The sequence below is a fragment of the Janthinobacterium sp. SUN120 genome, from assembly GCF_030397735.1.
Taxonomy (GTDB): domain Bacteria; phylum Pseudomonadota; class Gammaproteobacteria; order Burkholderiales; family Burkholderiaceae_D; genus Janthinobacterium; species Janthinobacterium kumbetense.
Genome location: NZ_JAPUBW010000001.1, coordinates 793990 through 814590 on the forward strand (window position 1 = coordinate 793990; position 20601 = coordinate 814590).

A 20601-nucleotide genomic window follows, 5' to 3' on the forward strand; every position below is an offset into this window, starting at 1 on the left:
TAGAATATTCGTGCCGCCGTGCATAGGGGCAAGGCGCTGTCGGAACGCTGCGCTGGGGGGAGATTAAAAGTCGGGCCGCAGGATGCGCGCCGTCAAGTGGGCGAGGAAGTCGCGTTTGGTGGGCAGGAACATGCGGATGTACACGGTGTCGTGCGCGCGGTCATGGTGGTAGATGACGCGGATCTCTTCGCACAGGCGTTGCCGCACATCCATGCCGACTTCGCGGGCGGCTTCGACGGGCGTACCGCTGTCGGGGAAGGTCTTGAGATCGGCGAATAATTGCCGGAAAGCTGCGATGAACTGCGCGTACGCTACCGCCGTGTGGCGCGCCTTGAAGTCGCTGCGCAGTTCATTGAAATCGGCTTGCGCGCTTTTCAGCACGACGATGCGCGCCATGTCAGTCCTGATCGAGGCTGGCCAGGAAGTCTTCTTCGGACACCACGTCGCCGCGCGCGATGTCCTGGTTGCCCATGGCGATCAGTTTCATGAATGCATGCTGCTCCTGCATCTGCCGCGCTTGCCGCTTGCCTTCCTGATATGCGTGCATGGACAGCACGACCATCTTCGCTTCGCCATTTTGCGTGATGATGATGGGCTCGTCCTGGCCCGCGTCGAAGCTGTTGACGATGTCCGTCGTATTGGCCTTGAGATAGGAAATCGGCTTGATGCGTTCCTTGAGGTCCATGGCGGCTCCGAATGCGAAAAACTGTGATAGGACTAAATATACACCAAATTTGGTCGTGCTTCCCTGTTGCCTACGTGAGCGTCGTTTCCGGCAGGCTGATGCGGTTGCGGCCCAGGTGCTTGGCGCGGTACAGGGCGCAGTCGGCCGTGTGGATCAGCTGCCCCAGTTCCGTGCCGGGGCCGGGCAGGGCCGTGGCGGCGCCGATGCTGACGGTGACGCAGGCGCCGTCGGGACGCTTGCGCGGCAGTTGCAGCCGTTCCACGCGCTGGCGGATGCGTTCGGCCACGATGGCCGCGCCCTTGAGCGACTGGTTCGGCAGGATGACGGCAAATTCTTCGCCGCCATAGCGGGCCACCAGGTCGTTCGTGCGCATTTCGCTGGCCACGGCGCCGGCTACCTTGCGCAGGCACAGGTCGCCGCCCTGGTGGCCATGGCTGTCGTTGTATTCCTTGAAATTGTCGACGTCGACCATCAGCAGCGACAGGGGCTGGCCCTGCCGCTGGGCACGTTGCCACTCGGCCAGGATGGTGTCGTCGAAGCAGCGCCGGTTTGCCAGGCCCGTCAGGCCGTCGCGCGTGGCCAGGCGTTCCAGTTCCACGTGTGCGCGTTTTTCATCCGTCATGTCGCGCAGGGTTTCGACGACGGCGATCAGCTCGTCGTGATTGCCATAGATGGGACTGGCATCGACGGCCAGGTAGCGCCGCCGCCCCGTGCGGGGCATGTCGCACCAGTTTTCCGCGCACAGATTGCCGCCCGTGCTGCTGCGGTACTGCTGCTGGGCGTGCAGCGCGCGCATGTCGCCGCCGCGCCCGGCCAGCAGCAGGTCGGCCAGGGTGGGGCGCTCGTCGTTGTAGAAGCAGCGGCCCGGCTCGCGCGTGCGCAGCACTTCGGCCGCCGGCACGCCCGTCAGCTGCTCGCAGGCGCGGTTCCAGATCATGACCTGGCCATGCACGTCGAGGACAAAGGTGGGCACCACCAGCAATTCCATCATCTTGACGGCAAAACCCTGGGCTTCATCGCAGGGCGATGCGCTGGCATGAGCATGGCTATCCGGCATGTAAGCATCCTTCTTGGGGTGAATGGGGCTGGCTCGTTGGCCATGATGCAGCGCAGCGGGACGGAAGGTGTTGATATTGAGCAATATTTATGGCACCACGATCAGTCGTGCAGCAGGGGCGCCTCCTCGCAGGCGGCCAGCGGCAGGGACAGGCGCAAGGTGGTGCCGGCGCCGCTGCGGCTTTCGATGTGCAGGCTGCCGCCGGCGGCGGCGACTCGCTCATGCATGCCGGACAGGCCGCAGCCGAGGCGCGGTGGCGAACCCGACAGCCCGACGCCGTCGTCGCTGATGCGGCATGCCAGGGTGGCTCCCGCTTGCTGCAGGCTCAGCTGGACATGCGTGGCGCGCGCATGGCGGGCGATGTTCGCCAGCGCTTCCTGCAGCACGTGATACAGCAAAGGGCCGTGCGCGCTGCCGGCGGCGGCGTCGAGCCGGTAGTCGCAGCTGCAAGCGATGCCCGTGGTGCGCTTGAAGTCCGCCAGCAAGCCGTCGCACGCCGCTTGCAGGCCCGCGTCGAGGGCGGGCGGGCGCAGGTCGTGGATGACGCAGCGCAGCGCCGCGATGCTGAGGTCGATATTGCGCGCCATCATGGCCAGTTGCCGCGCCAGCAAGGGTGCGGCGTCATGCGTGCTGGTCTGCAGCATGGCCAGGTCGATTTTCAGGGTCAGCAGATGCTGGCCCAGGTCGTCGTGGATGTCGCGCCCGATGCGCAGGCGTTCCTGCGCGCGCGCCTTGTGCTGTTCGCCGGCCAGGCGCGCCTGTTCCGCCTCCGCGCGCAGCTGTTCCAGTGCCTGCAGGCGCAGCGCCAGGCGGTGCTGGCGCCACAGCAGCAGCGCCAGCGCACCGAGCAGGACGGCGCAGGCCAGCATCAAGGGGGAGGGCGTGCCAGCCGGCTGCATTGGCCCGGCGGCATGGCTGGCGTGCAGGGCCGCGAGTGCGGCCGCCGCCAGGCAGGCCAGAATACTCAGGCGGTACGGCGGGCGTAGCCAGCGTTGCACCATATCCATGCTCCCTTAATGTTTTCCATCAGGCAATGTTCTTACAGAAAATATATTAACTTGGGATCATTTACATTGTCTAAACGCAAAAGCCGCGCAGTTATGCCTGCGCATGTCGATTTCCTGCCCCGGACGCCGCAGCGGCAGGCGGCGGGCACGGCATTTGCACGGGAAGTGTCGCGGCGGCATATAATAGAGGGTTGTCAATCGGCTTTTGCGGTAACGGCGCCACGCGCCTGCCCCGATGCGTTCGCCCTGCGCGATGACGCCAGCCAGCTCTTAGGAAATACAGTGACTTATAGCATCAAAGAGATTTTTTATACCCTGCAGGGCGAAGGTGCGCACGCGGGCCGTCCGGCCGTGTTTTGCCGCTTTTCCGGCTGCAACCTGTGGACGGGCCGCGAAAGCGACCGCGCCACGGCCGTGTGCCAGTTCTGCGATACGGATTTCGTCGGCACGGACGGCGAACTGGGCGGCAAGTTCAAGACGCCGGCCGAACTGGCCGCGCTGATCGACAGCCTGTGGCCCGCCAGCTACGCGCCCAGCAAATACGTGGTGTTTACGGGCGGCGAACCGCTGCTGCAACTGGACACGGCCCTGATCGACGCCATGCACGCGGTCGGCTTTACCATCGCCATCGAAACCAATGGCACCTTGCCCGTGCCGGCCGGCGTGGACTGGATCTGCGTCAGCCCGAAGATGGGTTCCACCCTGGTGGTGCACAAAGGCAATGAAATCAAGGTGGTCATCCCCCAGTTCCAGCAAGACCTGGCCGCCTACGAACAACTGGACTTCGAGAACTTCTTCGTGCAGGCGATGGACGGCCCCCTGGCCGCGCACAACATGAAGCTGGCCATCGAAACATGCAAAAGCAACCCGAAGTGGAAGCTGAGCCTGCAAACCCATAAACTCCTGCAAATCCCTTAAAACAAATAATATGCTGACTATCACACGCAAGCTCGAATTCGACGCGGGCCACCGCATTCCCGACCACAAAAGCCAGTGCCGCAACCTGCACGGCCACCGCTACACGGTGGAAATCACCCTGGTCGGCAAGGTCATCGAAGCGGAAGGCAATTCCGACAATGGCATGATCATGGACTTTTCCGACGTGAAAACCTTGGCCAAGCAGCACCTGGTCGATGTGTGGGACCACGCTTTCCTCGTGTACGAAAAAGATACGGCCGTGCGCGACTTCCTGGCCAGCCTGCCCGACCATAAAACCGTCGTCATCGACCGCATCCCGACCGTGGAAAACCTGGCGCGCATCGCTTTCGAGATCCTGAAAGCCGCATTTACCGACCATTTCGGCACGGGCTTGCACCTGCATAAGCTGGTGTTGCATGAAACGCCGAATTGCTGGGCAGAAGTGACCGATGACTGAAACGCACGCTAGCGCGCAGGACGCGCGCTACATGCAGCTGGCCCTGGAACAGGCCCAGCACGCATGGGACCTGGGCGAAGTGCCCGTCGGCGCCGTCGTCGTCAAGGATGGGGTAGTCATCGCCGTCGGCTACAACCAGCCCATCGGCCGCCACGACCCCACGGCGCATGCGGAAGTCATGGCCTTGCGCGCGGCCGCCGAAAAGCTGGGCAACTACCGCTTGCCCGGCTGCGAGCTGTACGTGACGCTGGAGCCGTGCGTGATGTGCTCGGGCGCCATGCTGCATGCGCGCCTGGCGCGCGTCGTGTACGGCGCGGGCGACCCGAAGACGGGCGCCTGCGGTTCCGTGCTGAACCTGTTCGAACAGCCGGCGCTGAACCACCAGACGGCCATCGCTGGCGGCGTGCTGGCCGATGAGTGCGGCGCTTTCCTCAAGCGTTTCTTTGCCGAGCGCCGCCGTGCGCAGGCGGAAGCGCGCAAGCTGGCCCATCCTCCGACCTGATTCTGGCCCAGTCAGGGCAGGGTCGCCACGGCCTTGTCCCGCGCGTCAGCCATGCCAGCCACCCCGGCTGGCATTTTTCATAACTGTTGCGAAATAACATCTGTCTAGACCACTTTGCCATTCTCAAATGAGAATGATTCGTGTTACAGTATTGTTTTCGCCAGCAAACTTTCCTTATACATCGTTAACACTTTCGTTATCGATCCGGGTTCAAGAGCCAGCCTTTACTCTTCCACCGGATCATCATGACTACTGTGCCTACGCAGCGCCTCGCTGCACCCGTCGTATCCCCAGCTCACCTGCCTGTCCGCCGCCATAACCTGGTGCTGCGCGCCGCTTTGCTGGGCCTGTTCGCCGCGCCGCTGCTGCCCGTGGCCGCGCAAAACGCCGCCGTCAATGCAGGCACGGCCGCGCAGGAACCGGCCAAGCTGCCTGTCTTCCCGGAAATCGTCGTGAACGCCAAACAGGATTACGAGCGCCGCGCGGGCACCAAGACGGTGATCCGCAGCGACGACCTGGAGCGCCGCAACGTGACGGACATGGCCGGCGTCGTGCGCTATCAGCCGCTGATCAGCACGTCAATGGCGGCCTCGGGCGGCGGCGGCATGTGGGATGGCGCGGGCAATACCGGTTACAACATCCGCGGCCTGGAAGGCAACCGGGTCAGCCTGGAACTCGACGGCATTTCCCTGCCCGACGCGGCACCCAAGCCGGACAGCACTAACATGAACGCCTTCGGCATGGGCCGCGATTATTTTGATCCAGAAACTTTCCGCGAAGTGCGCATCGATTCGGGCACGACGGCCGTCAGCGGCGCCAATCCCGGCCTGGGCGGCGGCGTGGCCTTCATCACCAAGTCGCCCGAAGATTACCTGGGCGAAGGGGTGGACCATTATGTGGCGTATAAATACGGCCGCGCCACGGTGGACCGCAGCAATGCGCACACCCTGACGGGCGCCGCCAAGATCGGCGCCAGTCTGCAAGGCCTGGCCGTGTACGTGCACCGCGATGGCGAGCAGCTGGACAGCCGCGGCAGCGCCACCGTCAACCCGGATGACTGGCATTCGAACGCCTTGCTGTCGAAGCTGGTGTGGGCCTTGCCGGGCGAACAAAAGCTGGACTTGACGGTCGACATGTTCGAACGCAAGAACAAGCGCGACCTCAACAATAAAGTCAGCGCCATGTACCCGGACGGCGTGCAGCAGGATTCCACCACCAAGCGCACCCGCGTCAGCCTGGGCCACGAGGTGGTGCTGAAGGATTTCGCCCTGTTCGACCGCCTGACCTCGAAAGTCTACCTGCAGAATGCGAAGATCGAGGACAAGAGCAAGGGGCGCTATGTTTACCGCGGCAACTTCCAGCGTGCCATCGACACCAGCTTCAAGAATGACAGCATCGGCCTGACCTCGGAAGCGTTCAAGCAGCTCAACGCCGACAACGCGCTGCTGTACGGCGTGCAGCTGGAACAGGCCAAATCGCGCCGTCCCTGGATGGAAGACCGCACCCTCATCGCCACGGGCGAGCACCAGATCACGCGCAAGAACCGCATGGCCGACATGGATGTCACCAAGCTGGCCCTGTATGTGCGCGACGACCTCAGTTTCGACCTGGGCGGCAAGAAAGCCGTGCTGACGCCGGGCCTGCGTGCCGACTACCGCAAACTGGAGCCGAAAAACCTGCAGAACTATCTGATCGGCGTGCCGAATGCGGCCAAGGAAGTGCGCAAGGAGAGCGATTCCTACTTCACGCCGAGCCTGAGCCTGTCCGTGGAAGTGCTGCCGGAAATGCAAGCCTACGCCACGTTCACGCGCGGCACGCGCCTGCCGACGGCGATCGAACGCACGGGTACCTATGATTCCATCAGCTATACGGGCACGGGGAATGGCTATGCCGTGCTGGGCAATCCGAATCTGGGCAAGGAAACCAGCAAGGCATATGAACTGGGGCTCAAAGGCGACGTGACCAGGGGCTTGAGCATGCAGGCGTCCGTCTACCAGACGGAGTACAAGAACATGATCGAGTACGTGGCGCAAGAGCTGGATCCGGTGAATTACCCGACCCTCACCCTGGGCCTGTTCCGTCCGGAAAACATCGGCAATGCGCGCACCTGGGGCGCCGAGCTGAGCCTGCGCGCGGAGCTGGGCGCCTGGTTGCCGGCCATGCAGGGCTACCGCGTCGACCTGGCCACGGGCGTGGCCAAGGGCCGCTCCTTCAATACCCTGACGGGCGAGAGCGGCGGCCTGGCCTCGGTGGCGCCGGCCAAGACGGCGCTGACCTTCGGCTATGACCATACGAACAAGTTGTTCGGCCTGGAACTGACGGCGCTGCATGCCGGCGAGAAACAGGCGCCGAACGATTTGCTGATGGGCGGGACCGCGCCGCTCTTCAAGGTGCCGTCGTACACCATCTTCGACCTGTCGACCTATTGGAACGTGCACAAGAACGCCAAGATCATCGTCGGCGTGTACAACTTGACGGATCGCAAGTACTGGGATTACGCCGCCGCGCGCAGCCTGGCCTCCGGCACCACGGCTGCCAGCCGCCTGGAGATCGAGCGCTACGCCAAGCCGGGCCGCAACGTCGCCGCCAGCCTCAGCGTCAACTATTGATTTCTACCGGGGAGGGGTGCTTGCCCCTCTTTTTTTCCATGTTTGATTGAATGGTCTCTCTATGAAGTTATCCAAACTCGTTCTATCCCTGCTAGGCAGCCTGCTGATCGCAAACGCATACGCGGCCCCAGCCACTTTGGCGGAACGCTGGTCCACCTTGCGCACGGAGCAGCCGAAGCTGCAGATCCGCGACGCGGCGCGCGCGCTGGGTGTATCCGAAGCGCAATTGCTGGCAACCAACATCGGCAAGGGCGTCACTCGCCTGCAGGCCGACGGCAACCAGCCGCGCGAAATCATGCGCGCCGCGCTGGACCTGGGCATCGTGCAAGCGATCACGCGCAATGAAAACGGCGTCATCGAAACGACGGGCGTCGCCAGCAAATTCAAGCAGGCGGGCGACAAGTCCGAGCAGGCCGACGCCAAGGACCCGGAAACGGAAGCGCGCCAGCGCAATATCGCGGGCGGTTACCTGGGCGGCCAGATCGACCTGCGTTTCCACTTTGAAAACTGGAAATACGCATTTGCGGTAGAACAAGCGGGCCGCGATGGTAAGCCGACGCGCAGCCTGCAATTCTTCGACGCCAACGGCACGGCCGTGCACAAGATCTACCTGCGTAACGAGCCGGGTGTGGCCGTCTACGATAAATTGGTGGCGACCTTCCGCATGCCCCAGCAAAGCGCGGAGCTGAACGTGCTGGCCGTGGCGCCGAAAGCGGCGGAAAAGCCGGATGCCGAGATCGACGTCAAGGAATTCCAGCTGGCCTGGAAAGACATGACGGACGTGCACCAGTTTGCGCAAATCATGCGCGAATTCCACCTGTCGCGCGAACAGGCCCTGCGCCTGGCGCCGGCCGGCGTGGTCGAGCGCGTGACGCCAGCGGCGCTGCGCACCCTGCTGGAAAACGCGGCCAAGGACAAGGTCGCCATCATGGTGTTCCTGGGCAATGAAGGCTTGACGCAGATCTACAGCGGCAAGATCGAGAAAACCATGGCCGCCGGCGGCTTCTTCAACGTGCTGGACCCGGACTTCAACCTGCACATCCGCGACACGGCCCTGCGCAGCGGCTGGATCGTCAAGCGCGGCGGCGTCACTTCCGTCGAGTTCTTCGACAACGACGGCACGCAAGTGGTCTCCTTCTTCGGCGTGCGCGAGCGCGGCAAACCGCAGCCGCAAAGCTGGGTGGATCTGGCCGATTCCTTGCCGAAGGCCAAGTAAGCAGTAGCGATGATTCTGCACGGTTGCCGCGCGCCGTACCGGCGCGGCAACACTTCAGCTTGTGTACCGCGTGCCGGTCTCATGTCTGAAGCACAATAGTGGTATGCTGATTGCAAGGCCGCAGCGATCGTGCCTGCGTGCTGGTTCCTGAAGAGAGGCAATCATGGCAACCATCATGGCGAACGGCCTCAACATAGCTTATGAGAGCCACGGCAACCCCGATGACCCGTGCGTGCTGCTGGTCATGGGCCTGGGCATGCAACTGATTGCCTGGCCGGCGGACTTCGTCGAAGGCATCGTCGAGCAAGGCTACCGGGTGGTGCGTTTCGACAACCGCGACAGCGGCCTGTCGAGCAAGATGGCGCTGGCGGGCAAGCCGTATCTGCCGCTGGCCTACGTGAAAAACCTGCTGGGCTGGCCCCTCAGGACTTCCTACACCCTCGATGACATGGCGGACGACGCGCTGGGCTTGCTGGCGTCCCTGCGGATTGCCCAGGCGCACGTGATCGGCGTGTCGATGGGCGGCATGATCGCGCAAGTGATGGCGGCGCGCGCGCCGCTGCAGGTGCTCAGCCTGACCTCCATCATGTCGAGCAGCGGCCGGCGCGGCTTGCCCGGCCCCACGCGGGCCGCGCGCAATGCGCTGCTGCAACGCCCGAAACGCAACGCCAGCCGCGCCGAACTGATGGCGCACATGGCCGCCACCGTGCGCGTGATCGGCAGTCCCGCCTATCCCGTGTCGGAAAAACTGCTGTACCAGCGCATCGAAGCGGCGCTGCAGCGGGGCAGTTGCCCCGAAGGCGTGGCGCGGCAAATGGTGGCGATCGCCGCCTCGGGCGAACGCACGGCCTTGCTGCCGAGCATCAGTTGTCCGGCGCTGGTGATCCATGGCGCGGCCGACCCCTTGATCCCCGTCGCCTGCGGCATCGATACGGCGGCGCTGATCCCCGGCGCCCGGCTGGAAGTGATCGAAGGCATGGGGCACGACATGCCGCCCCAGCTGATCGAGCGCCTGCTCGCCTTGATCGATGTGCATCTGCAAGGTAAGATGGCGCCCCAGATGCGCTCCCAGCCAGCTTGAGCCAGGCGCGCCCACCACTTGACTAGCCAGGCATATTTTGAAGACACCTGAGATTGGCATCGCCATCGTCGCGCCGGGCGGTTGTGCGCCCGACGAGGCGGCTTTGGCGCGCGGCATCGCCCGCTTGCAGGCGCAAGGCGCCACCGTCCACAATTACTACGACCCCGACCACACATTCCAGCGCTTCGGCGGCACGGATGCGTGCCGCTTGGCGCAGCTGAACGCGGCCGCCGCCGACCCGGCCGTGCAAGTGGTGATCGCCTTGCGCGGCAGCTACGGCATCAGCCGCATCCTGCCCGACATCGATTTCAACCGCATGGCCGACAGCGGCAAGCTGTTTGTCGGCTACAGCGACTTCACGGCCTTCCACATGGGCTTGCTGGCAAAAACGGGCCGCGCCAGCTTTGCCGGTCCGATGATCTGCGACGATTTTATCCGCGACGAGCCCGAGCAATTTACGCTGGATCAACTGTGGTCGTGCCTGGCCGGTCCCACGCACACGGTCACGGGCGCGGCGGCGGGCAATCCGCAGGTCGAGCTGACAGGAAAATTGTGGGGCGGCAACCTGGCCATGCTGGTTCACTTGCTGGGCACGCCGTATTTCCCCCAGATCGATGGCGGCATCCTGTTCCTGGAAGACGTCAACGAACACCCGTACCGGGTCGAACGCATGCTGCTGCAACTGCTGCACGCGGGCGTGATCCAGCGCCAGCAAGCGGTCGTGCTCGGTGACTTTTCCGGCTATAAACTGAGCCCCATGGACAAGGGCTACGATGTCGACGCCATGCTGGCTTACGTGCGCGAGCGCCTGCCCGTGCCCGTGTTGACGGGACTGGAATTTGGCCACATCCGCCGCCGCGTCACCTTGCCGTTCGGCGGCCAGGCGCGGCTGCAATCGGATGCGTCCGGCTTCAGCCTGCAGGTGGGCGATTACCCGACCCTGGCGCGCCCCTGAACGTCCTGAACTCCGTGGGCGCCAAGCCCGGCAGGTTGCTGCAGCTCGACGTGCTGCGCGGCATCGCCGTGTTTGGCATCTTGCTGGTGAATATATGGTCGTTCGCCTGGGGCAGCCTGTCCTTGCGCTACGGCACTTTGCCGGCGCAGCCGCCCGTGCTCGACCAGCTCGTCATTTTTGGCGTGGCGGCGTTGGCGCAATTCAAGTTTTACCCCATCTTCGCCTTTCTGTTCGGCGCCGGTTTTGCCTTGCAGACACGTTCCCTGCGGCACCAGCTGGGGAGCTGGGAGGCGGCGCAAGCGGCTTACCGGCGCCGTTTGCGCTGGCTGCTCGTGTTCGGCCTGCTGCACGGCTTCTGCATCTGGAGCGGCGACGTGCTGACCTCGTATGCCGTCGCCGGCATGCTGGTCCTGCCCCTGCTGTCCGCCAGGCTCAGCCGCGTGCGCAACCGCGCCTGGCTGGTGGCGGCCGGTTTTCTATTATTCATGTGCCTGTTGATTCCTGTGGGCCAGCAGGGCGGCGCGCCGGACATCGCGCGCGACCTGCAAGCCTTTGCGGAGCGCTACGCGGTCTATACGCAGGGCGGCGCATGGGCCGTCGCCAGGCTGCGCGCCAACGATTTCCTCGTGTCCTTGCTGTACTCGGCCGCCATGCTGCCGCATATCATCGTGCTGTTCTTGCTGGGCATCTTGTCCGTGCGTTTCGGCTGGCTGACGCAGCCGCAGCGCCACCAGCGCCTGTGGCGCCGGGTGCGTGCCGTGGGACTGGGCGCGGGCTTGCCGTTCAACCTGCTGGCGGCGGGGGCCGTCGCGTGGCAGGTGGCCGATCCGTATCAAACCGTGTTTGACACGGCCCTGTTCGAAGTGGGCCTGTTCGCCGGCGGCCCCGTGCTGGCGGCCGGCTATGTGGCCGCGCTGATGCTGGCCGGCCCCTTCATGCTGCGCTGGCTCGGTGCATGGCTGGCGCCCGTGGGACGCATGGCGCTGAGCAATTATCTGCTGCAATCGCTGATCGGCACCTGGCTGCTGCAGGGGCCGGGCCTGGGCTGGGGCGCAACACTGCGTCCCGCCGAGATGCTGGGCCTGGCGGTCGTGATGATGGCGGGGCAGGTGCTGCTGAGCCGCTACTGGCTGCGCCATTTCAGGCAAGGTCCCATGGAAGCGCTGTGGCGCCGCCTGGCGCGCCTGCCTTAATCCGTACCCCAGTCGAACGTACTTTGCGCCGCGGCCGGTGGCGGCGCCTTGGCCTTGGCGGACGGCACCAGCGGATTGTCGACGGCATGCCATTCGAACAAGTCCACGTCGAGCATGCAGGTGCGTGCCAGGTGCAGCGCTTGCTCGGGTGTCAGGGCGGGGTCAATCCAGCGGTGCGCGTCTTCCCGGCTGACGGCCACGGGGCGCCGGTCGTGGATATCGACCATGCCGCCCAGACTGTCGGCCGTCACCAGCACGAAGCCCGCTTCTTCCCGATTGACCTTGTAGGGGCCGAACTGGGCCAGCGCCAGCAGGAACAGGGGCGCGCGGTCCTTGCGGTGGATGTGCCACGGCTGCTTGCCGCCTTTCTCGCCCGTCCATTCATACCAGCCGGAAACGCAGACGATGCCGCGCCCCGCGCGCAGCAAGGGTTTCCAGTAGGCGCCGGCGAGCTTTTCCAGGCGTGCATTGATGGCGATGGGGATTTTTTTCTTGCCGGGAGCGGGCACGGCCGCGGCGGCCCAGGCGGGCCGGTAGCCCCAGAAGACATCGTCGACCCGGTGCACGCCATCCTGGATGTGCAGGATGGGGCGGTAGGTGCCGGGCGAGACGTTCAGGTGCGGTTCCGCCTCGCTGTCGAACACCGCGTCGGTCCAGCCGAAGGATGACGCCAGCACGCGCGCCGTGTCATTTTGATCGAATCGTCCACACATGTGGAAATCATACCCGATCGCCTGCCGGCGCGAGCGCGGCGCGCGCCCTTTTCGTGAGTGTGGTCAAACGTACAGACGTGGGCGGCCGCAAGGCGCACAGTGGAAGCCAGTCAGGTCCCTGACGCTTCTTGCATCGGAGGAATTATGCCTTTTGAAAATCCCACCATCCACAAAGGTTTTACCATCAGCGCCACGGCCAGCCAGCGCCGCGATGGCCGCTGGGTCGGCTCGTATGTCAGCCAGAACCAGGCGTGCGGCGCATATGCGGACACCTGCGATTACGACGATTGCAGCAATGAAAAAGAGGCGCAGCAACTGGCCCTGTCCGTCGGCTGGCGCCTGGCCGATGGCGTGCCTGCACGCTGAGACCGCTTTTGGGTCAGTGTTTTCGCCGCAGGGCCAGCAGCAAGCCGGCCACGGGGAACAGCAGGGCGGTGCCCAGCCGTACAGAGGTCAAAGAAGCGGCCTCCACGCCCACCACATGGGGCAAGGCCAGCAGCAACAGGGGCGTGGGCACGGCGATGGCGAAGAAAAACAGGTACCACGAATAGCCATTCTTCTTGGCCAGCAAGGCAATCAGGGCGCAGCCGACGAGGAAGACCAGCGGCAAGTTCACATATTCCATGGTTCTGAGTTTTCATCCGGGAAAGCGCGTCATTATACGCGCGCCCGGGGTGCCGGTTTGGCTTGCCGGCGTCAGTTGCCGACGAAATCCGGCGGCTGCGGCGCCTGCGTGCCGGCCTGCGTACCGGCCTGTGTATCCGCGAGCGGGGCCTCGGCCGGCAGCAGCGCCTTGATGGCGCCGTTATAGATGAGTTCCTGGGCGTACGCCGAGGCCTCGATCAAGGCCGCATGCACGGATTTGAAACTGCTCGGCGTTTCAATCAGCACGGGCTTGGCATACGCCTGCAAGGTATCGCCGCGCTTGCTGATCAAGATCATGCCCCGGTAGCGCCCATCCTTCTCCAGCGCCCCCGTCACATGAAATTCATAACCCCTGATCTGGTGTTTTTGTTCCTGATCCATGTCTCCCGCCTCCAATTCCATTGTCACGGCATTGGGCCATCAATTCGATAGGAACAGCAGAGTGTTTGACCTGAATCAAGCCCCAAATTCTTGACCACGATCCAACCAACGTCGCGACGGCAGCGGCAAGCGTAGCGAGCGGAGCGGATGTGTGGCCGAGAAGCGCAACCGCACTGACGTGCGGTGAGCATCGCCAGCCGCAAAGCCGCCCGCGCAGTAGCTTGCGGCTGCCGTCATCACCCAGCGCGGATGGCGCGGATCTGCTGGGCCGTTTCTTCGATCTCCCGATACGCTTCCTGGATGTAGCCATCGATCGGATGCCCATCCATCCACTCGAAATAGGCGCGCTCGTCGTGCTTGATGGCAAAAGGGACGTGGTGGTCGCGTATCGATTCGGCCGTTTCGCGCACCAGCGAGGCAAAAAGCAGCTCAAGAGTTTCCATGATGGTCACCTTGCGGGACAGGAATGCAGAGCCTTGAATGTAGCACAAAGTGGCGCGTCGCCTGCGCCGCCGGCCATGGCGTGCGCAGGCCTTGCCCGGCGTCAGGCCGGATGGCCGATATGCTCGTACAGGATCACGCAGCCGATGACGATCAGCACCAGGCCGCCCACCAGTTCGGCGCGCCGGCCCGCCACCGTGCCCAGCACGCGGCCCAGCATCACGCCCAGGGTCACCATGACGAAGGTGGAAAAGCCGATGGCGGCGGCCGTCACGACGATGTTGGCGCCCAGCAAAGCCAGGCCCGCACCCACCACCATGGCGTCGATGCTGGTGGCCAGGCCCGTCACGGCCAGCACCCAGAACGAGTGCGACTGGGCCGGCGCCTCTTCCTCGTCGGCATCGGAAAGGGCATTGCGTATCATCAGCAAGCCGATGATGCCCAGCAGGCTGAAGGCGATCCAGTGGTCCCACGCTTCCACGTAGGGCGCGGCCACGCTGCCCAGGGCCCAGCCGATGATGGGCGTGATGGCTTCGATGACGCCAAAGATCAGCCCCGTGCGCAGCGCTTCGCGCCATTGCGGCTTGTGCAGGGCGGCGCCCTTGCCCACGGCGGCCGCGAAGGCATCGGTGGACATGGCAAGCGAGAGGGCGGCGGTGGCGGCGAAATTCATCGTTGGCTTTCAGTAAAACCTGGCTGGGATAATAAAGCAACAACGCCGAAGAAAACCGTAGCGAGCGGAAGGGAGTTGCGGTCGAGAAGCGCAACTGTACGCAGGTACAGTGAGCATCGCAGGCCGTAAATCACGACGCGCAGTAGGTTTTATAGGCGTTTAACGCAAACCCGGCGATTTTACCCTACGTACAGCACCACCAAGGAGGCCAGCAGGCAATATGCGCCAAAGAAATGCCAGCGCCCCTGTTCCAGCCAGCGCGACAGCCAGCGCAGGGCCAGCAAGCCGGCCAGGAACGACAGCAGCATGCCCAGCAGGCTGGGGCCGAGCAGGTGCAGCAGGCTGTTGCCGTGCTCCAGATGATCGAGGCTGCCGTTTGCCACGGCCTGGTAGAAGCGCCAGCCTTCCTTGACCAGCACGGCCGGCGTCAGCACGACGGCCAGGGCGAAGCTGAATTCTTCCGCGCGGCGCTGCGGCACGCCCATGGCGATGCCGGCGGAAATGGTGGCGCCCGAGCGGGAAAAGCCCCGGAAGGGCAGGCACAGTCCCTGCACGGCGCCGATCACCATCGCCTTGCCGATGGACAAGGTGCCATGCTGGCGCGCCTGCAGGCGCGACGACACAATGATCAGCACGCCTGCGGCGGCCAGGGCGGCGGCCATCAGTTTTGCGTTGCCGAACAGGTGCTCGATTTCAAAGCCCGGCGCATCCTTGCTCATGACGTGCGTAATGCCTTTCAGCAAGCCGAAGCCGACGATGCCCGTCAGGGCCGTGGCGGCCACGAGCAGCAAGGCATTGCTGCGGAAGGCGGTGGCCGAGCTGAAATACGTGGCGCGCCAGGATTTCCAGAAATACACGATGACGGCGAACATGGTGCCCGTGTGCAGCATCACCAGCAGCATGGTCAGCTCCGGCGACGTCGGGTCCAGGCCCATCAGTTTTTCCGCCATGATGACGTGGGCGGAGCTGGACACGGGCAGCAGCTCGGCGAAGCCCTGGACGATGGAAAGAATAAATAGTTGTAAAAAACTCATGGATATCTGTGCTCGGCGGGGGAAGAAGGGTCGCCGATTTTACCCGCCGGATGTGGCGGGCACGTCCCGCGCCAGATTACAGTTTGTCCATGTTGGCGCAGGCGAGCGCAACGCCCAGCGCCATCAGGACCGCGCCGATCAGCCGGTCTATGGTCCGCTGGTGGCTGACCATGCGCAAGCGGAAGCGCGCTTGCGAGAAAAAGACGGCCACCAGGGCGAACCAGGCCAGGTGGATGGCGGACATGCACAGCCCGTAGCCGAACTGGACTGCCAACGGCGTGCCGGGCTGCACCACCTGGGTGTAGGTGCTGATGACAAACAGGGTCGTTTTCGGGTTCAGGGCATTGGTCAGAAAGCCGTTGAGCAAGATTTGACGCCGGGGCACGCTGGCGCCGCCATGCAGGTCGATGACGAGTCCGGTGCGGTTGGTCCAGGTTTTCCAGCCGATCACGGCCAGGTAGAGGGCGCCGGCCAGCTTGATCGCCGTAAATAGCCCAGGCGAACCGGCGATGAGCAGCGCTACGCCAAACATCGTATAGAACACGTGCACTTGCACGCCCAGCGCGATGCCGAGCGCGGCCAGCAGGCCGGCGCGGCGGCCATGCAGATAGCTGTTGCGCGTGACCATCGCGAAATCGGGGCCGGGGACGATGGAGGCCAGCAGGGTAATCAGGGCAACGGCAAGCAATGCAATCATGTGTCTTCCTTGGGCAGTGGTGGCGCCCGCACGGCCATCGGTGACTATTTCTCGCCTATTGGGCAAGGGCGCGGCGCGCATGCGGGCTGCCGGAAGACAAATTATCGCTAGAATGGCCTTCCATGAAAAACGATGATATCTTGCAGATATGTGTGAGAAAAAGTGACAGATCATGACTAGACAGACGGCGCTGGGCACCTTGCGTTTCTTCGAGGCTGCGGCCAGGCTGGGCAGTTTCGTCCAGGCGGCCGCGGAACTGCACGTCACGCATGGGGCCGTCAGCCGGCAAATCCGCCTGCTGGAAACGTCGCTGGGCACGCCCCTGTTCGAACGCCGCAACCGCGGCGTGTTCCTCCTGCCGGCGGGCGCGCAGCTGCGTGATGCCGTCCAGCAAGCGTTCGAACGGCTCGACGCCGCCCTCGACGCCGTGCGCCAGCCGGTGCGCCAGGGGCAGCTGGTGGTGTCGTGCGAGCCGACGATCGCGATGAAATGGCTGATACCGCGCCTCGGCGACTTTTACCAGCGGTATCCCGAGGTGCCGCTGCACCTGTTCGCCTCGGGCGGGCCGGTGGCGTTCCAGCGCGACGCGGTGGACGTGGCGCTGCGCCGCAACGATTTTCTGTGGGATGCGGGCTTGCATGCGGAAAAGGTATGCGATGAATGGATCGCGCCCGTGTGCGCGCCGGCCCTGCTGCGGCAAGGCCGGCTGGACCTGTCCGCGCAGCGCCTGCTGCACACGGCGTCGCGCCCGGCCGCCTGGGCCCACTGGCGCGCCGCCGGCAAGGATGCCGACGGCGGCGGCCAGGGCGGCAGCCAGGCCTACGAGCACTTCTATCTGAGCCTGCAAGCGGCTTGCGCCGGCCTCGGCGTGGCCATCGGCTCAGTCTTCATGGCGCGCGAAGACCTCGACAGCGGGCGCCTGGTCGCGCCCTACGGTTTCCGGCGCGACGGCAGCGCCTATTTCCTGCTGTCGCCGCTGCCATTCGATGGCGATGCGCGCCGCACCACCTTGCTGCACTGGCTGCGCGAGCAGATGGGGCAGGCGTTGCCGGCGCCGTAGCCGTCTTGCTTATTGCGGCGGCGTGGCCGGCTTGAAGACGCTGCGAAATGCTTTCAGGGCGGCCGGGTGATAGATCGTGCCGTGGGTTTCTTCCGGCATCTTTTCCACGTGCCATTGCAAGCCGCGCGGCGCCTGTTTTTCCAGCACGTCGGCCAGGCGCTGCACTTCCACGGCGATGCCTGCTTCGCTGCTGGACGCCAGGTACAGGCTGTGCTTGCCTGGCGTGCCTTTCGCCAGTAGGGCTGCCGCCTGGCGCGGCAGGGCGCCCTGATTCCACCACAGGCTGGGGTCGAACGCCACGTAATGGTCGAACAGTTGCGGTTCCAGCAGATAGGTTTCCACCACGAACAGGCCCCCCAGCGATTCGCCGACGATGGCCGTCTCGCCCGTCGTGCGGTAGCGGCGCTTGATTTCCGGCATCAGCTCATCGCGGATGAAGGTCCGGTAGGCGGCCGCGCCGCCCACGACGGGGGCGATCTTGCGGTCTTCCGCATTCCCGGTCGGGCCCGTCAGGTCGCGCCGGCGCTGCGTGTTTTGCATGCCGACCAGCATGAAGGGGCGCATCGTGCCATTTGCCACCGACACTTGCAGCAAGCCGGCCACGTGCAAAAAGTCTTCGGCCACGCCGCCGTCGGGCATGTACAGCACGGGCAGCGGGGCGTCGGGCGGCGTATCCCAGGCGCGCGCCATGTACACATTGATGTGGCGTTTTTCTTTCAGCGCCTGCGAATCGATGCTGAAACTTTCGCCGATGACGAGCGGCGTGGTTGCGCTGGAGGAAGCGGTAGCGGCGGACGCGGCAGTGGCGAGGTGGAAGGGGCTGGACAGCAGCAGGGCGGCGGTGAGGTGCAGTGCAAGGCAAGAGCGGCGCATGGTTTCCTGTGATAAGTAAGTTTGGATCGATGGCATGTACTCGTATAGACATGCCATCAAGCAATTCTATCTCATCTTTCTTGTCTTTGATGCAGTCTTACTTGATCGTCAATAGTTTTCTCTCGCGCACGATACCGGCCTTGTCGATCGTGTAGGCGACCAGCAGGGCGCCATCGTCGGCGCAGGCGTGGCAGGTGATCAGGGGCGTGGAAAACAGCACGCTCTGGCCGCCATCGCCGGTGGCCGTGCTGCCGACGAACTCGGCGGGCGCGAACGGCATGGCGTCCGGGTGGGCGGCGGTAAACGCTTGCCAGGCAGGCGTGGCCCGGTCTTCCTCGCGCACGGAGTGCTCGTCGACATCGATGGCCGCGCCATCGCTGCCGATCAGCAAGGTGCTTTCATTCGTGTTGGCGCGAAACGGATAGGTGACGGTGGCCAGCGCCACCTTGCCCAGCGGGCGCCAGGCAGAGATGTAGCCTGGCATGTTTGCCCCGACCAGCATCCTGGCGGCGGCGATGGCTTGCGGGGGCGCACCGGTACGCTTCATGGTGCGCAGCAGGCAGACGTCGGGCGCGGAGTGCGATTGCCCGGTGCGGCAGGCCGACAGCGAGCGTTCCTGCCAGACGGCACGCGCATCGATGGGCCCCGTCTCTTCGGCATGGGCGGCCTGCATGGCGGCCAAACCGGAAAAGGCCAATACGGCGCAACCTATTACATGGCGGGGAAATTGTATGGACATGGGGAACTTTCTGTAGCGGAAACAATAGAGCCTCAGATTATAGGAGGGGGCCGACGAGCTTGCGCGCACGGCTGGATGGTCGCTTGACGCCCGGCGTCCGCTCGCCGATGATGGCGCGCCGAGGCAGCCCGCCGCGCGCCCATTCAAAGGAAACCCATCTCTATGCGTCTTGCCCCAGTCATCGCCGCCGTCGCGCCGTACTGGCGTGCCAGTCCTGGCGCCACGCCGGCATCCCTGGCTGCCATCGAACAGGCCATGGGCCTGCCGTTGCCGCCGGATTTACACGACTTCCTGTGCTGGTCCGATGGCGGCGCAGGGGATGTCGATGGGCAATCGCTGTCGCTGTGGCCCGCGCGCGAGCTGGTGGCGCTGAATGGCGCGTATCAACTGCAGCGCTACCTGGGCGGCCAGTGCCTGGGGATCGGTTCCGATGGCGGGCCGCTATGCCTGCTGCTCGATTATCGCGCGGGCGCGGCGCCGGCCCTGGCGTACGTCAACTTCGGCGACCTCGATCCGGCCGAGGTGCGCGTCATCGCCCCCGCGTTCGGCGAGGGCATGGCCTTGCTGGCGGCCGGCTTGCGCCTCGATTAACGCTTTTTGGCCGCCGCCTGGCGCAAGGCCTTCGCTTCCTGCTTGTTGGGGATGTGCGGGCGCGTGGCCAGCACCGCCTTGACGGCGGCGATGGCGGCGCCGAACTGCTGCTCGGCCTGCTCTGGGGTGGCGCCTGCATAATCCTGCTGGTTGGATTGCGCGGCACGCAGCCGGCGCAGCAGCGCCAGCAATTGCTTGCCGTGCAGGCTGGCCAGGTCTTGCGCCAATACCTGCTTGCTCAGCGCACCGTCCACGTGGTCGGGATCGAGCAGGCGCAGCAGGGCCAGGCCTGCCGGCTGGGCGACGGGTGTCAGTTTGGGTTTATCCACCGGCAGCCTTAGGGATGAGTGAAGGATTACAGATATTCCCAGATTTCATCGAAGGTTTCGCGCGCGAAATCGTTGCGCCAGGCTTCCGAGTTCTTTTCGCGGCTGACGGCAAACACGGCGCGCCACGCCTGTTTCGGCGAGCTCGTGTAGGTCGCGGCGATCTTTTGCAGGCCGGCCTTGCATTGCTCGACCTTGCAACCGCTCTTCGCCAGTTGCTGGGCGGCAGGCGCCCATGCCAGCGGTACCTTGACGATCTGGCATTCGAAGCTGACGGCGGCCGTCTGGATGCCGTTTTCCACCGTCACCGGGTCTGCCTTGGTGGCCTGGCACACTGCGCCCTTCTTGGCGGCGATGACGTTCGCCGCCAGCAATTCGGCGGCCGGCGTCACGGCCGCGCGCATGGTTGCGGGGAACAGGTCGGCGATCAGCTTGCCCGTTTCCGTTGGAAACTTGGCGTCCGCTTCCTTCATGTCGCTGTACGACGCGTATTCGGCGCTCTGGTGGCCGGCCAGGCGGGTGGGGCGCAGGTAGGCGTTGAGCTTGGCGACGCTGGCTTCATCCTGGTTGATGATGGTCTTGATGTACAGGTCGGCCGCATCGAGCGGGGCCAGTTCCGCGGCGTCGGCGGCGATGGCGGGTTGGGCCAGCGCCACGGCGGCGGCAAAGCTTGCTGCCAGCAGGAAGGTGCGCGATGTTTGTTGTGTTTGATGCATGCATTTTCTCCACGATTCAATGTCAGACGCCA

The 20601-nt window shown here is 64.5% G+C and carries 26 protein-coding genes; 11 read left to right on the forward strand and 15 right to left on the reverse strand.

Translation table 11 applies throughout. From position 1 onward, the window contains the following. Positions 1-63 precede the first annotated feature (63 nt). The 4 genes from O0879_RS03475 to O0879_RS03490 form a co-directional block, all read right to left on the reverse strand. Positions 64-396, reverse strand: coding sequence for a type II toxin-antitoxin system RelE/ParE family toxin (locus O0879_RS03475; RefSeq protein WP_289914637.1), 333 nt, complete (start codon positions 394-396; stop codon positions 64-66). A gap of 1 nt (position 397) precedes the next feature. After that, complete coding sequence (locus tag O0879_RS03480; RefSeq protein WP_289904851.1) at positions 398-685, reverse strand: type II toxin-antitoxin system Phd/YefM family antitoxin; 288 nt, start codon at positions 683-685, stop codon at positions 398-400. Positions 686-755: 70 nt separating this feature from the next. Beyond that, positions 756-1742 carry a diguanylate cyclase gene (locus O0879_RS03485; protein ID WP_099667847.1) on the reverse strand — a complete coding sequence of 329 codons (987 nt, stop codon included), beginning with the start codon at positions 1740-1742 and terminating at the stop codon, positions 756-758. A gap of 101 nt (positions 1743-1843) precedes the next feature. Continuing rightward, positions 1844-2749, reverse strand: coding sequence for a sensor histidine kinase (locus O0879_RS03490; RefSeq protein ID WP_289914640.1), 906 nt, complete (start codon positions 2747-2749; stop codon positions 1844-1846). A 282-nt stretch (positions 2750-3031) separates the two neighbouring features. Between O0879_RS03490 and queE the strand changes: the two genes are divergently transcribed. The 8 genes from queE to O0879_RS03530 all read left to right on the forward strand — a co-directional run bounded on the left by queE (position 3032) and on the right by O0879_RS03530 (position 11680). Next, positions 3032-3667, forward strand: a complete 636-nt coding sequence (gene queE / locus O0879_RS03495) for a 7-carboxy-7-deazaguanine synthase (RefSeq protein WP_099667849.1) — start codon at positions 3032-3034, stop codon at positions 3665-3667. Between the two features lie 10 nt (positions 3668-3677). Then, a complete protein-coding gene (gene queD, locus O0879_RS03500) occupies positions 3678-4124 on the forward strand; it encodes a 6-carboxytetrahydropterin synthase QueD (RefSeq protein WP_035819191.1) in 447 nt (148 codons plus the stop codon). Continuing rightward, a complete protein-coding gene (gene tadA, locus O0879_RS03505) occupies positions 4117-4626 on the forward strand; it encodes a tRNA adenosine(34) deaminase TadA (RefSeq protein WP_289914641.1) in 510 nt (169 codons plus the stop codon). The genes queD and tadA overlap by 8 nt, the downstream gene beginning before the upstream one ends. 245 nt (positions 4627-4871) lie before the next feature. Then, on the forward strand, positions 4872-7235 hold the full coding sequence (locus O0879_RS03510; protein WP_289914644.1) for a TonB-dependent hemoglobin/transferrin/lactoferrin family receptor: 2364 nt from the start codon (positions 4872-4874) through the stop codon (positions 7233-7235). Positions 7236-7296: 61 nt separating this feature from the next. Then, positions 7297-8451, forward strand: a complete 1155-nt coding sequence (locus O0879_RS03515; protein ID WP_289914645.1) for a ChuX/HutX family heme-like substrate-binding protein — start codon at positions 7297-7299, stop codon at positions 8449-8451. A gap of 163 nt (positions 8452-8614) precedes the next feature. Beyond that, positions 8615-9532 carry an alpha/beta hydrolase gene (locus tag O0879_RS03520; protein ID WP_289914647.1) on the forward strand — a complete coding sequence of 306 codons (918 nt, stop codon included), beginning with the start codon at positions 8615-8617 and terminating at the stop codon, positions 9530-9532. 37 nt (positions 9533-9569) lie between these two features. After that, positions 9570-10487, forward strand: coding sequence for a muramoyltetrapeptide carboxypeptidase (gene ldcA / locus O0879_RS03525; protein WP_289914649.1), 918 nt, complete (start codon positions 9570-9572; stop codon positions 10485-10487). A gap of 14 nt (positions 10488-10501) precedes the next feature. Next, positions 10502-11680: a DUF418 domain-containing protein gene (locus O0879_RS03530; RefSeq protein ID WP_289914650.1), complete on the forward strand. Its 1179-nt coding sequence runs from the start codon at positions 10502-10504 to the stop codon at positions 11678-11680. On the opposite strand, the gene O0879_RS03535 is transcribed toward O0879_RS03530, so the two are convergent. Continuing rightward, the gene (locus O0879_RS03535) at positions 11677-12393 is read right to left on the reverse strand and encodes an SOS response-associated peptidase family protein (RefSeq protein WP_289914651.1); all 717 of its coding nucleotides are present in this window, start codon (positions 12391-12393) and stop codon (positions 11677-11679) included. The genes O0879_RS03530 and O0879_RS03535 overlap by 4 nt on opposite strands. A 144-nt stretch (positions 12394-12537) precedes the next feature. Between O0879_RS03535 and O0879_RS03540 the strand changes: the two genes are divergently transcribed. Beyond that, positions 12538-12759 (forward strand): hypothetical protein, encoded by a 222-nt coding sequence (locus tag O0879_RS03540; RefSeq protein ID WP_099667857.1) that lies wholly within the window; start codon positions 12538-12540, stop codon positions 12757-12759. A gap of 13 nt (positions 12760-12772) precedes the next feature. On the opposite strand, the gene O0879_RS03545 is transcribed toward O0879_RS03540, so the two are convergent. From O0879_RS03545 to O0879_RS03570, 6 genes are all read right to left on the reverse strand, one after another. Continuing rightward, entirely contained in the window at positions 12773-13018 is a 246-nt protein-coding gene (locus O0879_RS03545) for a hypothetical protein (protein WP_289914652.1), read from the reverse strand. 71 nt (positions 13019-13089) lie between these two features. Next, the gene (locus O0879_RS03550) at positions 13090-13419 is read right to left on the reverse strand and encodes a hypothetical protein (protein WP_289914654.1); all 330 of its coding nucleotides are present in this window, start codon (positions 13417-13419) and stop codon (positions 13090-13092) included. 236 nt (positions 13420-13655) lie between these two features. Then, the gene (locus O0879_RS03555; RefSeq protein WP_289904861.1) at positions 13656-13862 is read right to left on the reverse strand and encodes a hypothetical protein; all 207 of its coding nucleotides are present in this window, start codon (positions 13860-13862) and stop codon (positions 13656-13658) included. 101 nt (positions 13863-13963) lie between these two features. Beyond that, positions 13964-14533: a manganese efflux pump MntP gene (mntP, locus tag O0879_RS03560; protein WP_070218395.1), complete on the reverse strand. Its 570-nt coding sequence runs from the start codon at positions 14531-14533 to the stop codon at positions 13964-13966. Positions 14534-14712: 179 nt separating this feature from the next. Continuing rightward, positions 14713-15567 (reverse strand): undecaprenyl-diphosphate phosphatase, encoded by an 855-nt coding sequence (locus O0879_RS03565; protein WP_099667861.1) that lies wholly within the window; start codon positions 15565-15567, stop codon positions 14713-14715. A 76-nt stretch (positions 15568-15643) separates the two neighbouring features. Continuing rightward, positions 15644-16264: a LysE family transporter gene (locus O0879_RS03570; protein ID WP_289914660.1), complete on the reverse strand. Its 621-nt coding sequence runs from the start codon at positions 16262-16264 to the stop codon at positions 15644-15646. A 172-nt stretch (positions 16265-16436) separates the two neighbouring features. On the opposite strand from O0879_RS03570, the gene O0879_RS03575 reads away from it, so the two are divergent. Next, positions 16437-17324 carry a LysR substrate-binding domain-containing protein gene (locus O0879_RS03575; RefSeq protein ID WP_289914663.1) on the forward strand — a complete coding sequence of 296 codons (888 nt, stop codon included), beginning with the start codon at positions 16437-16439 and terminating at the stop codon, positions 17322-17324. Between the two features lie 9 nt (positions 17325-17333). Here the strand turns inward: O0879_RS03575 and O0879_RS03580 are convergent, their stop codons facing one another. Together O0879_RS03580 and O0879_RS03585 are read right to left on the reverse strand one after the other, a co-directional pair. Next, complete coding sequence (locus O0879_RS03580; protein WP_289914665.1) at positions 17334-18197, reverse strand: alpha/beta hydrolase-fold protein; 864 nt, start codon at positions 18195-18197, stop codon at positions 17334-17336. A gap of 97 nt (positions 18198-18294) precedes the next feature. Continuing rightward, entirely contained in the window at positions 18295-18936 is a 642-nt protein-coding gene (locus O0879_RS03585; RefSeq protein WP_289914667.1) for a hypothetical protein, read from the reverse strand. A gap of 162 nt (positions 18937-19098) precedes the next feature. On the opposite strand from O0879_RS03585, the gene O0879_RS03590 reads away from it, so the two are divergent. After that, positions 19099-19527, forward strand: a complete 429-nt coding sequence (locus O0879_RS03590) for an SMI1/KNR4 family protein (RefSeq protein WP_289914669.1) — start codon at positions 19099-19101, stop codon at positions 19525-19527. On the opposite strand, the gene O0879_RS03595 is transcribed toward O0879_RS03590, so the two are convergent. Continuing rightward, positions 19524-19856 (reverse strand): hypothetical protein, encoded by a 333-nt coding sequence (locus tag O0879_RS03595; RefSeq protein ID WP_099667867.1) that lies wholly within the window; start codon positions 19854-19856, stop codon positions 19524-19526. The two genes, O0879_RS03590 and O0879_RS03595, sit on opposite strands and share 4 nt — an antisense overlap. 26 nt (positions 19857-19882) lie before the next feature. Next, positions 19883-20569: a hypothetical protein gene (locus O0879_RS03600; RefSeq protein WP_251348600.1), complete on the reverse strand. Its 687-nt coding sequence runs from the start codon at positions 20567-20569 to the stop codon at positions 19883-19885. Between the last annotated feature and the right edge of the window lie 32 nt (positions 20570-20601).

What these genes read in the sequence shown, in the direction of transcription:
- queD (WP_035819191.1), top strand. Translation starts at nt 3,678, where the DNA reads ATGCTGACTATCACACGCAAGCTCGAATTCGACGCGGGCCACCGCATT.
- O0879_RS03510 (WP_289914644.1), top strand. Translation starts at nt 4,872, where the DNA reads ATGACTACTGTGCCTACGCAGCGCCTCGCTGCACCCGTCGTATCCCCA.
- O0879_RS03515 (WP_289914645.1), top strand. Translation starts at nt 7,297, where the DNA reads ATGAAGTTATCCAAACTCGTTCTATCCCTGCTAGGCAGCCTGCTGATC.
- O0879_RS03565 (WP_099667861.1), bottom strand. Translation starts at nt 15,567, where the DNA reads ATGAGTTTTTTACAACTATTTATTCTTTCCATCGTCCAGGGCTTCGCC.
- O0879_RS03550 (WP_289914654.1), bottom strand. Translation starts at nt 13,419, where the DNA reads ATGGATCAGGAACAAAAACACCAGATCAGGGGTTATGAATTTCATGTG.
- O0879_RS03600 (WP_251348600.1), bottom strand. Translation starts at nt 20,569, where the DNA reads ATGCATCAAACACAACAAACATCGCGCACCTTCCTGCTGGCAGCAAGC.
- O0879_RS03585 (WP_289914667.1), bottom strand. Translation starts at nt 18,936, where the DNA reads ATGTCCATACAATTTCCCCGCCATGTAATAGGTTGCGCCGTATTGGCC.
- O0879_RS03490 (WP_289914640.1), bottom strand. Translation starts at nt 2,749, where the DNA reads ATGGATATGGTGCAACGCTGGCTACGCCCGCCGTACCGCCTGAGTATT.
- O0879_RS03540 (WP_099667857.1), top strand. Translation starts at nt 12,538, where the DNA reads ATGCCTTTTGAAAATCCCACCATCCACAAAGGTTTTACCATCAGCGCC.
- O0879_RS03575 (WP_289914663.1), top strand. Translation starts at nt 16,437, where the DNA reads ATGACTAGACAGACGGCGCTGGGCACCTTGCGTTTCTTCGAGGCTGCG.
- O0879_RS03485 (WP_099667847.1), bottom strand. Translation starts at nt 1,742, where the DNA reads ATGCCGGATAGCCATGCTCATGCCAGCGCATCGCCCTGCGATGAAGCC.
- O0879_RS03520 (WP_289914647.1), top strand. Translation starts at nt 8,615, where the DNA reads ATGGCAACCATCATGGCGAACGGCCTCAACATAGCTTATGAGAGCCAC.
- O0879_RS03580 (WP_289914665.1), bottom strand. Translation starts at nt 18,197, where the DNA reads ATGCGCCGCTCTTGCCTTGCACTGCACCTCACCGCCGCCCTGCTGCTG.
- O0879_RS03555 (WP_289904861.1), bottom strand. Translation starts at nt 13,862, where the DNA reads ATGGAAACTCTTGAGCTGCTTTTTGCCTCGCTGGTGCGCGAAACGGCC.
- O0879_RS03480 (WP_289904851.1), bottom strand. Translation starts at nt 685, where the DNA reads ATGGACCTCAAGGAACGCATCAAGCCGATTTCCTATCTCAAGGCCAAT.
- O0879_RS03545 (WP_289914652.1), bottom strand. Translation starts at nt 13,018, where the DNA reads ATGGAATATGTGAACTTGCCGCTGGTCTTCCTCGTCGGCTGCGCCCTG.
- O0879_RS03535 (WP_289914651.1), bottom strand. Translation starts at nt 12,393, where the DNA reads ATGTGTGGACGATTCGATCAAAATGACACGGCGCGCGTGCTGGCGTCA.
- mntP (WP_070218395.1), bottom strand. Translation starts at nt 14,533, where the DNA reads ATGAATTTCGCCGCCACCGCCGCCCTCTCGCTTGCCATGTCCACCGAT.
- O0879_RS03590 (WP_289914669.1), top strand. Translation starts at nt 19,099, where the DNA reads ATGCGTCTTGCCCCAGTCATCGCCGCCGTCGCGCCGTACTGGCGTGCC.
- tadA (WP_289914641.1), top strand. Translation starts at nt 4,117, where the DNA reads ATGACTGAAACGCACGCTAGCGCGCAGGACGCGCGCTACATGCAGCTG.
- O0879_RS03570 (WP_289914660.1), bottom strand. Translation starts at nt 16,264, where the DNA reads ATGATTGCATTGCTTGCCGTTGCCCTGATTACCCTGCTGGCCTCCATC.
- O0879_RS03475 (WP_289914637.1), bottom strand. Translation starts at nt 396, where the DNA reads ATGGCGCGCATCGTCGTGCTGAAAAGCGCGCAAGCCGATTTCAATGAA.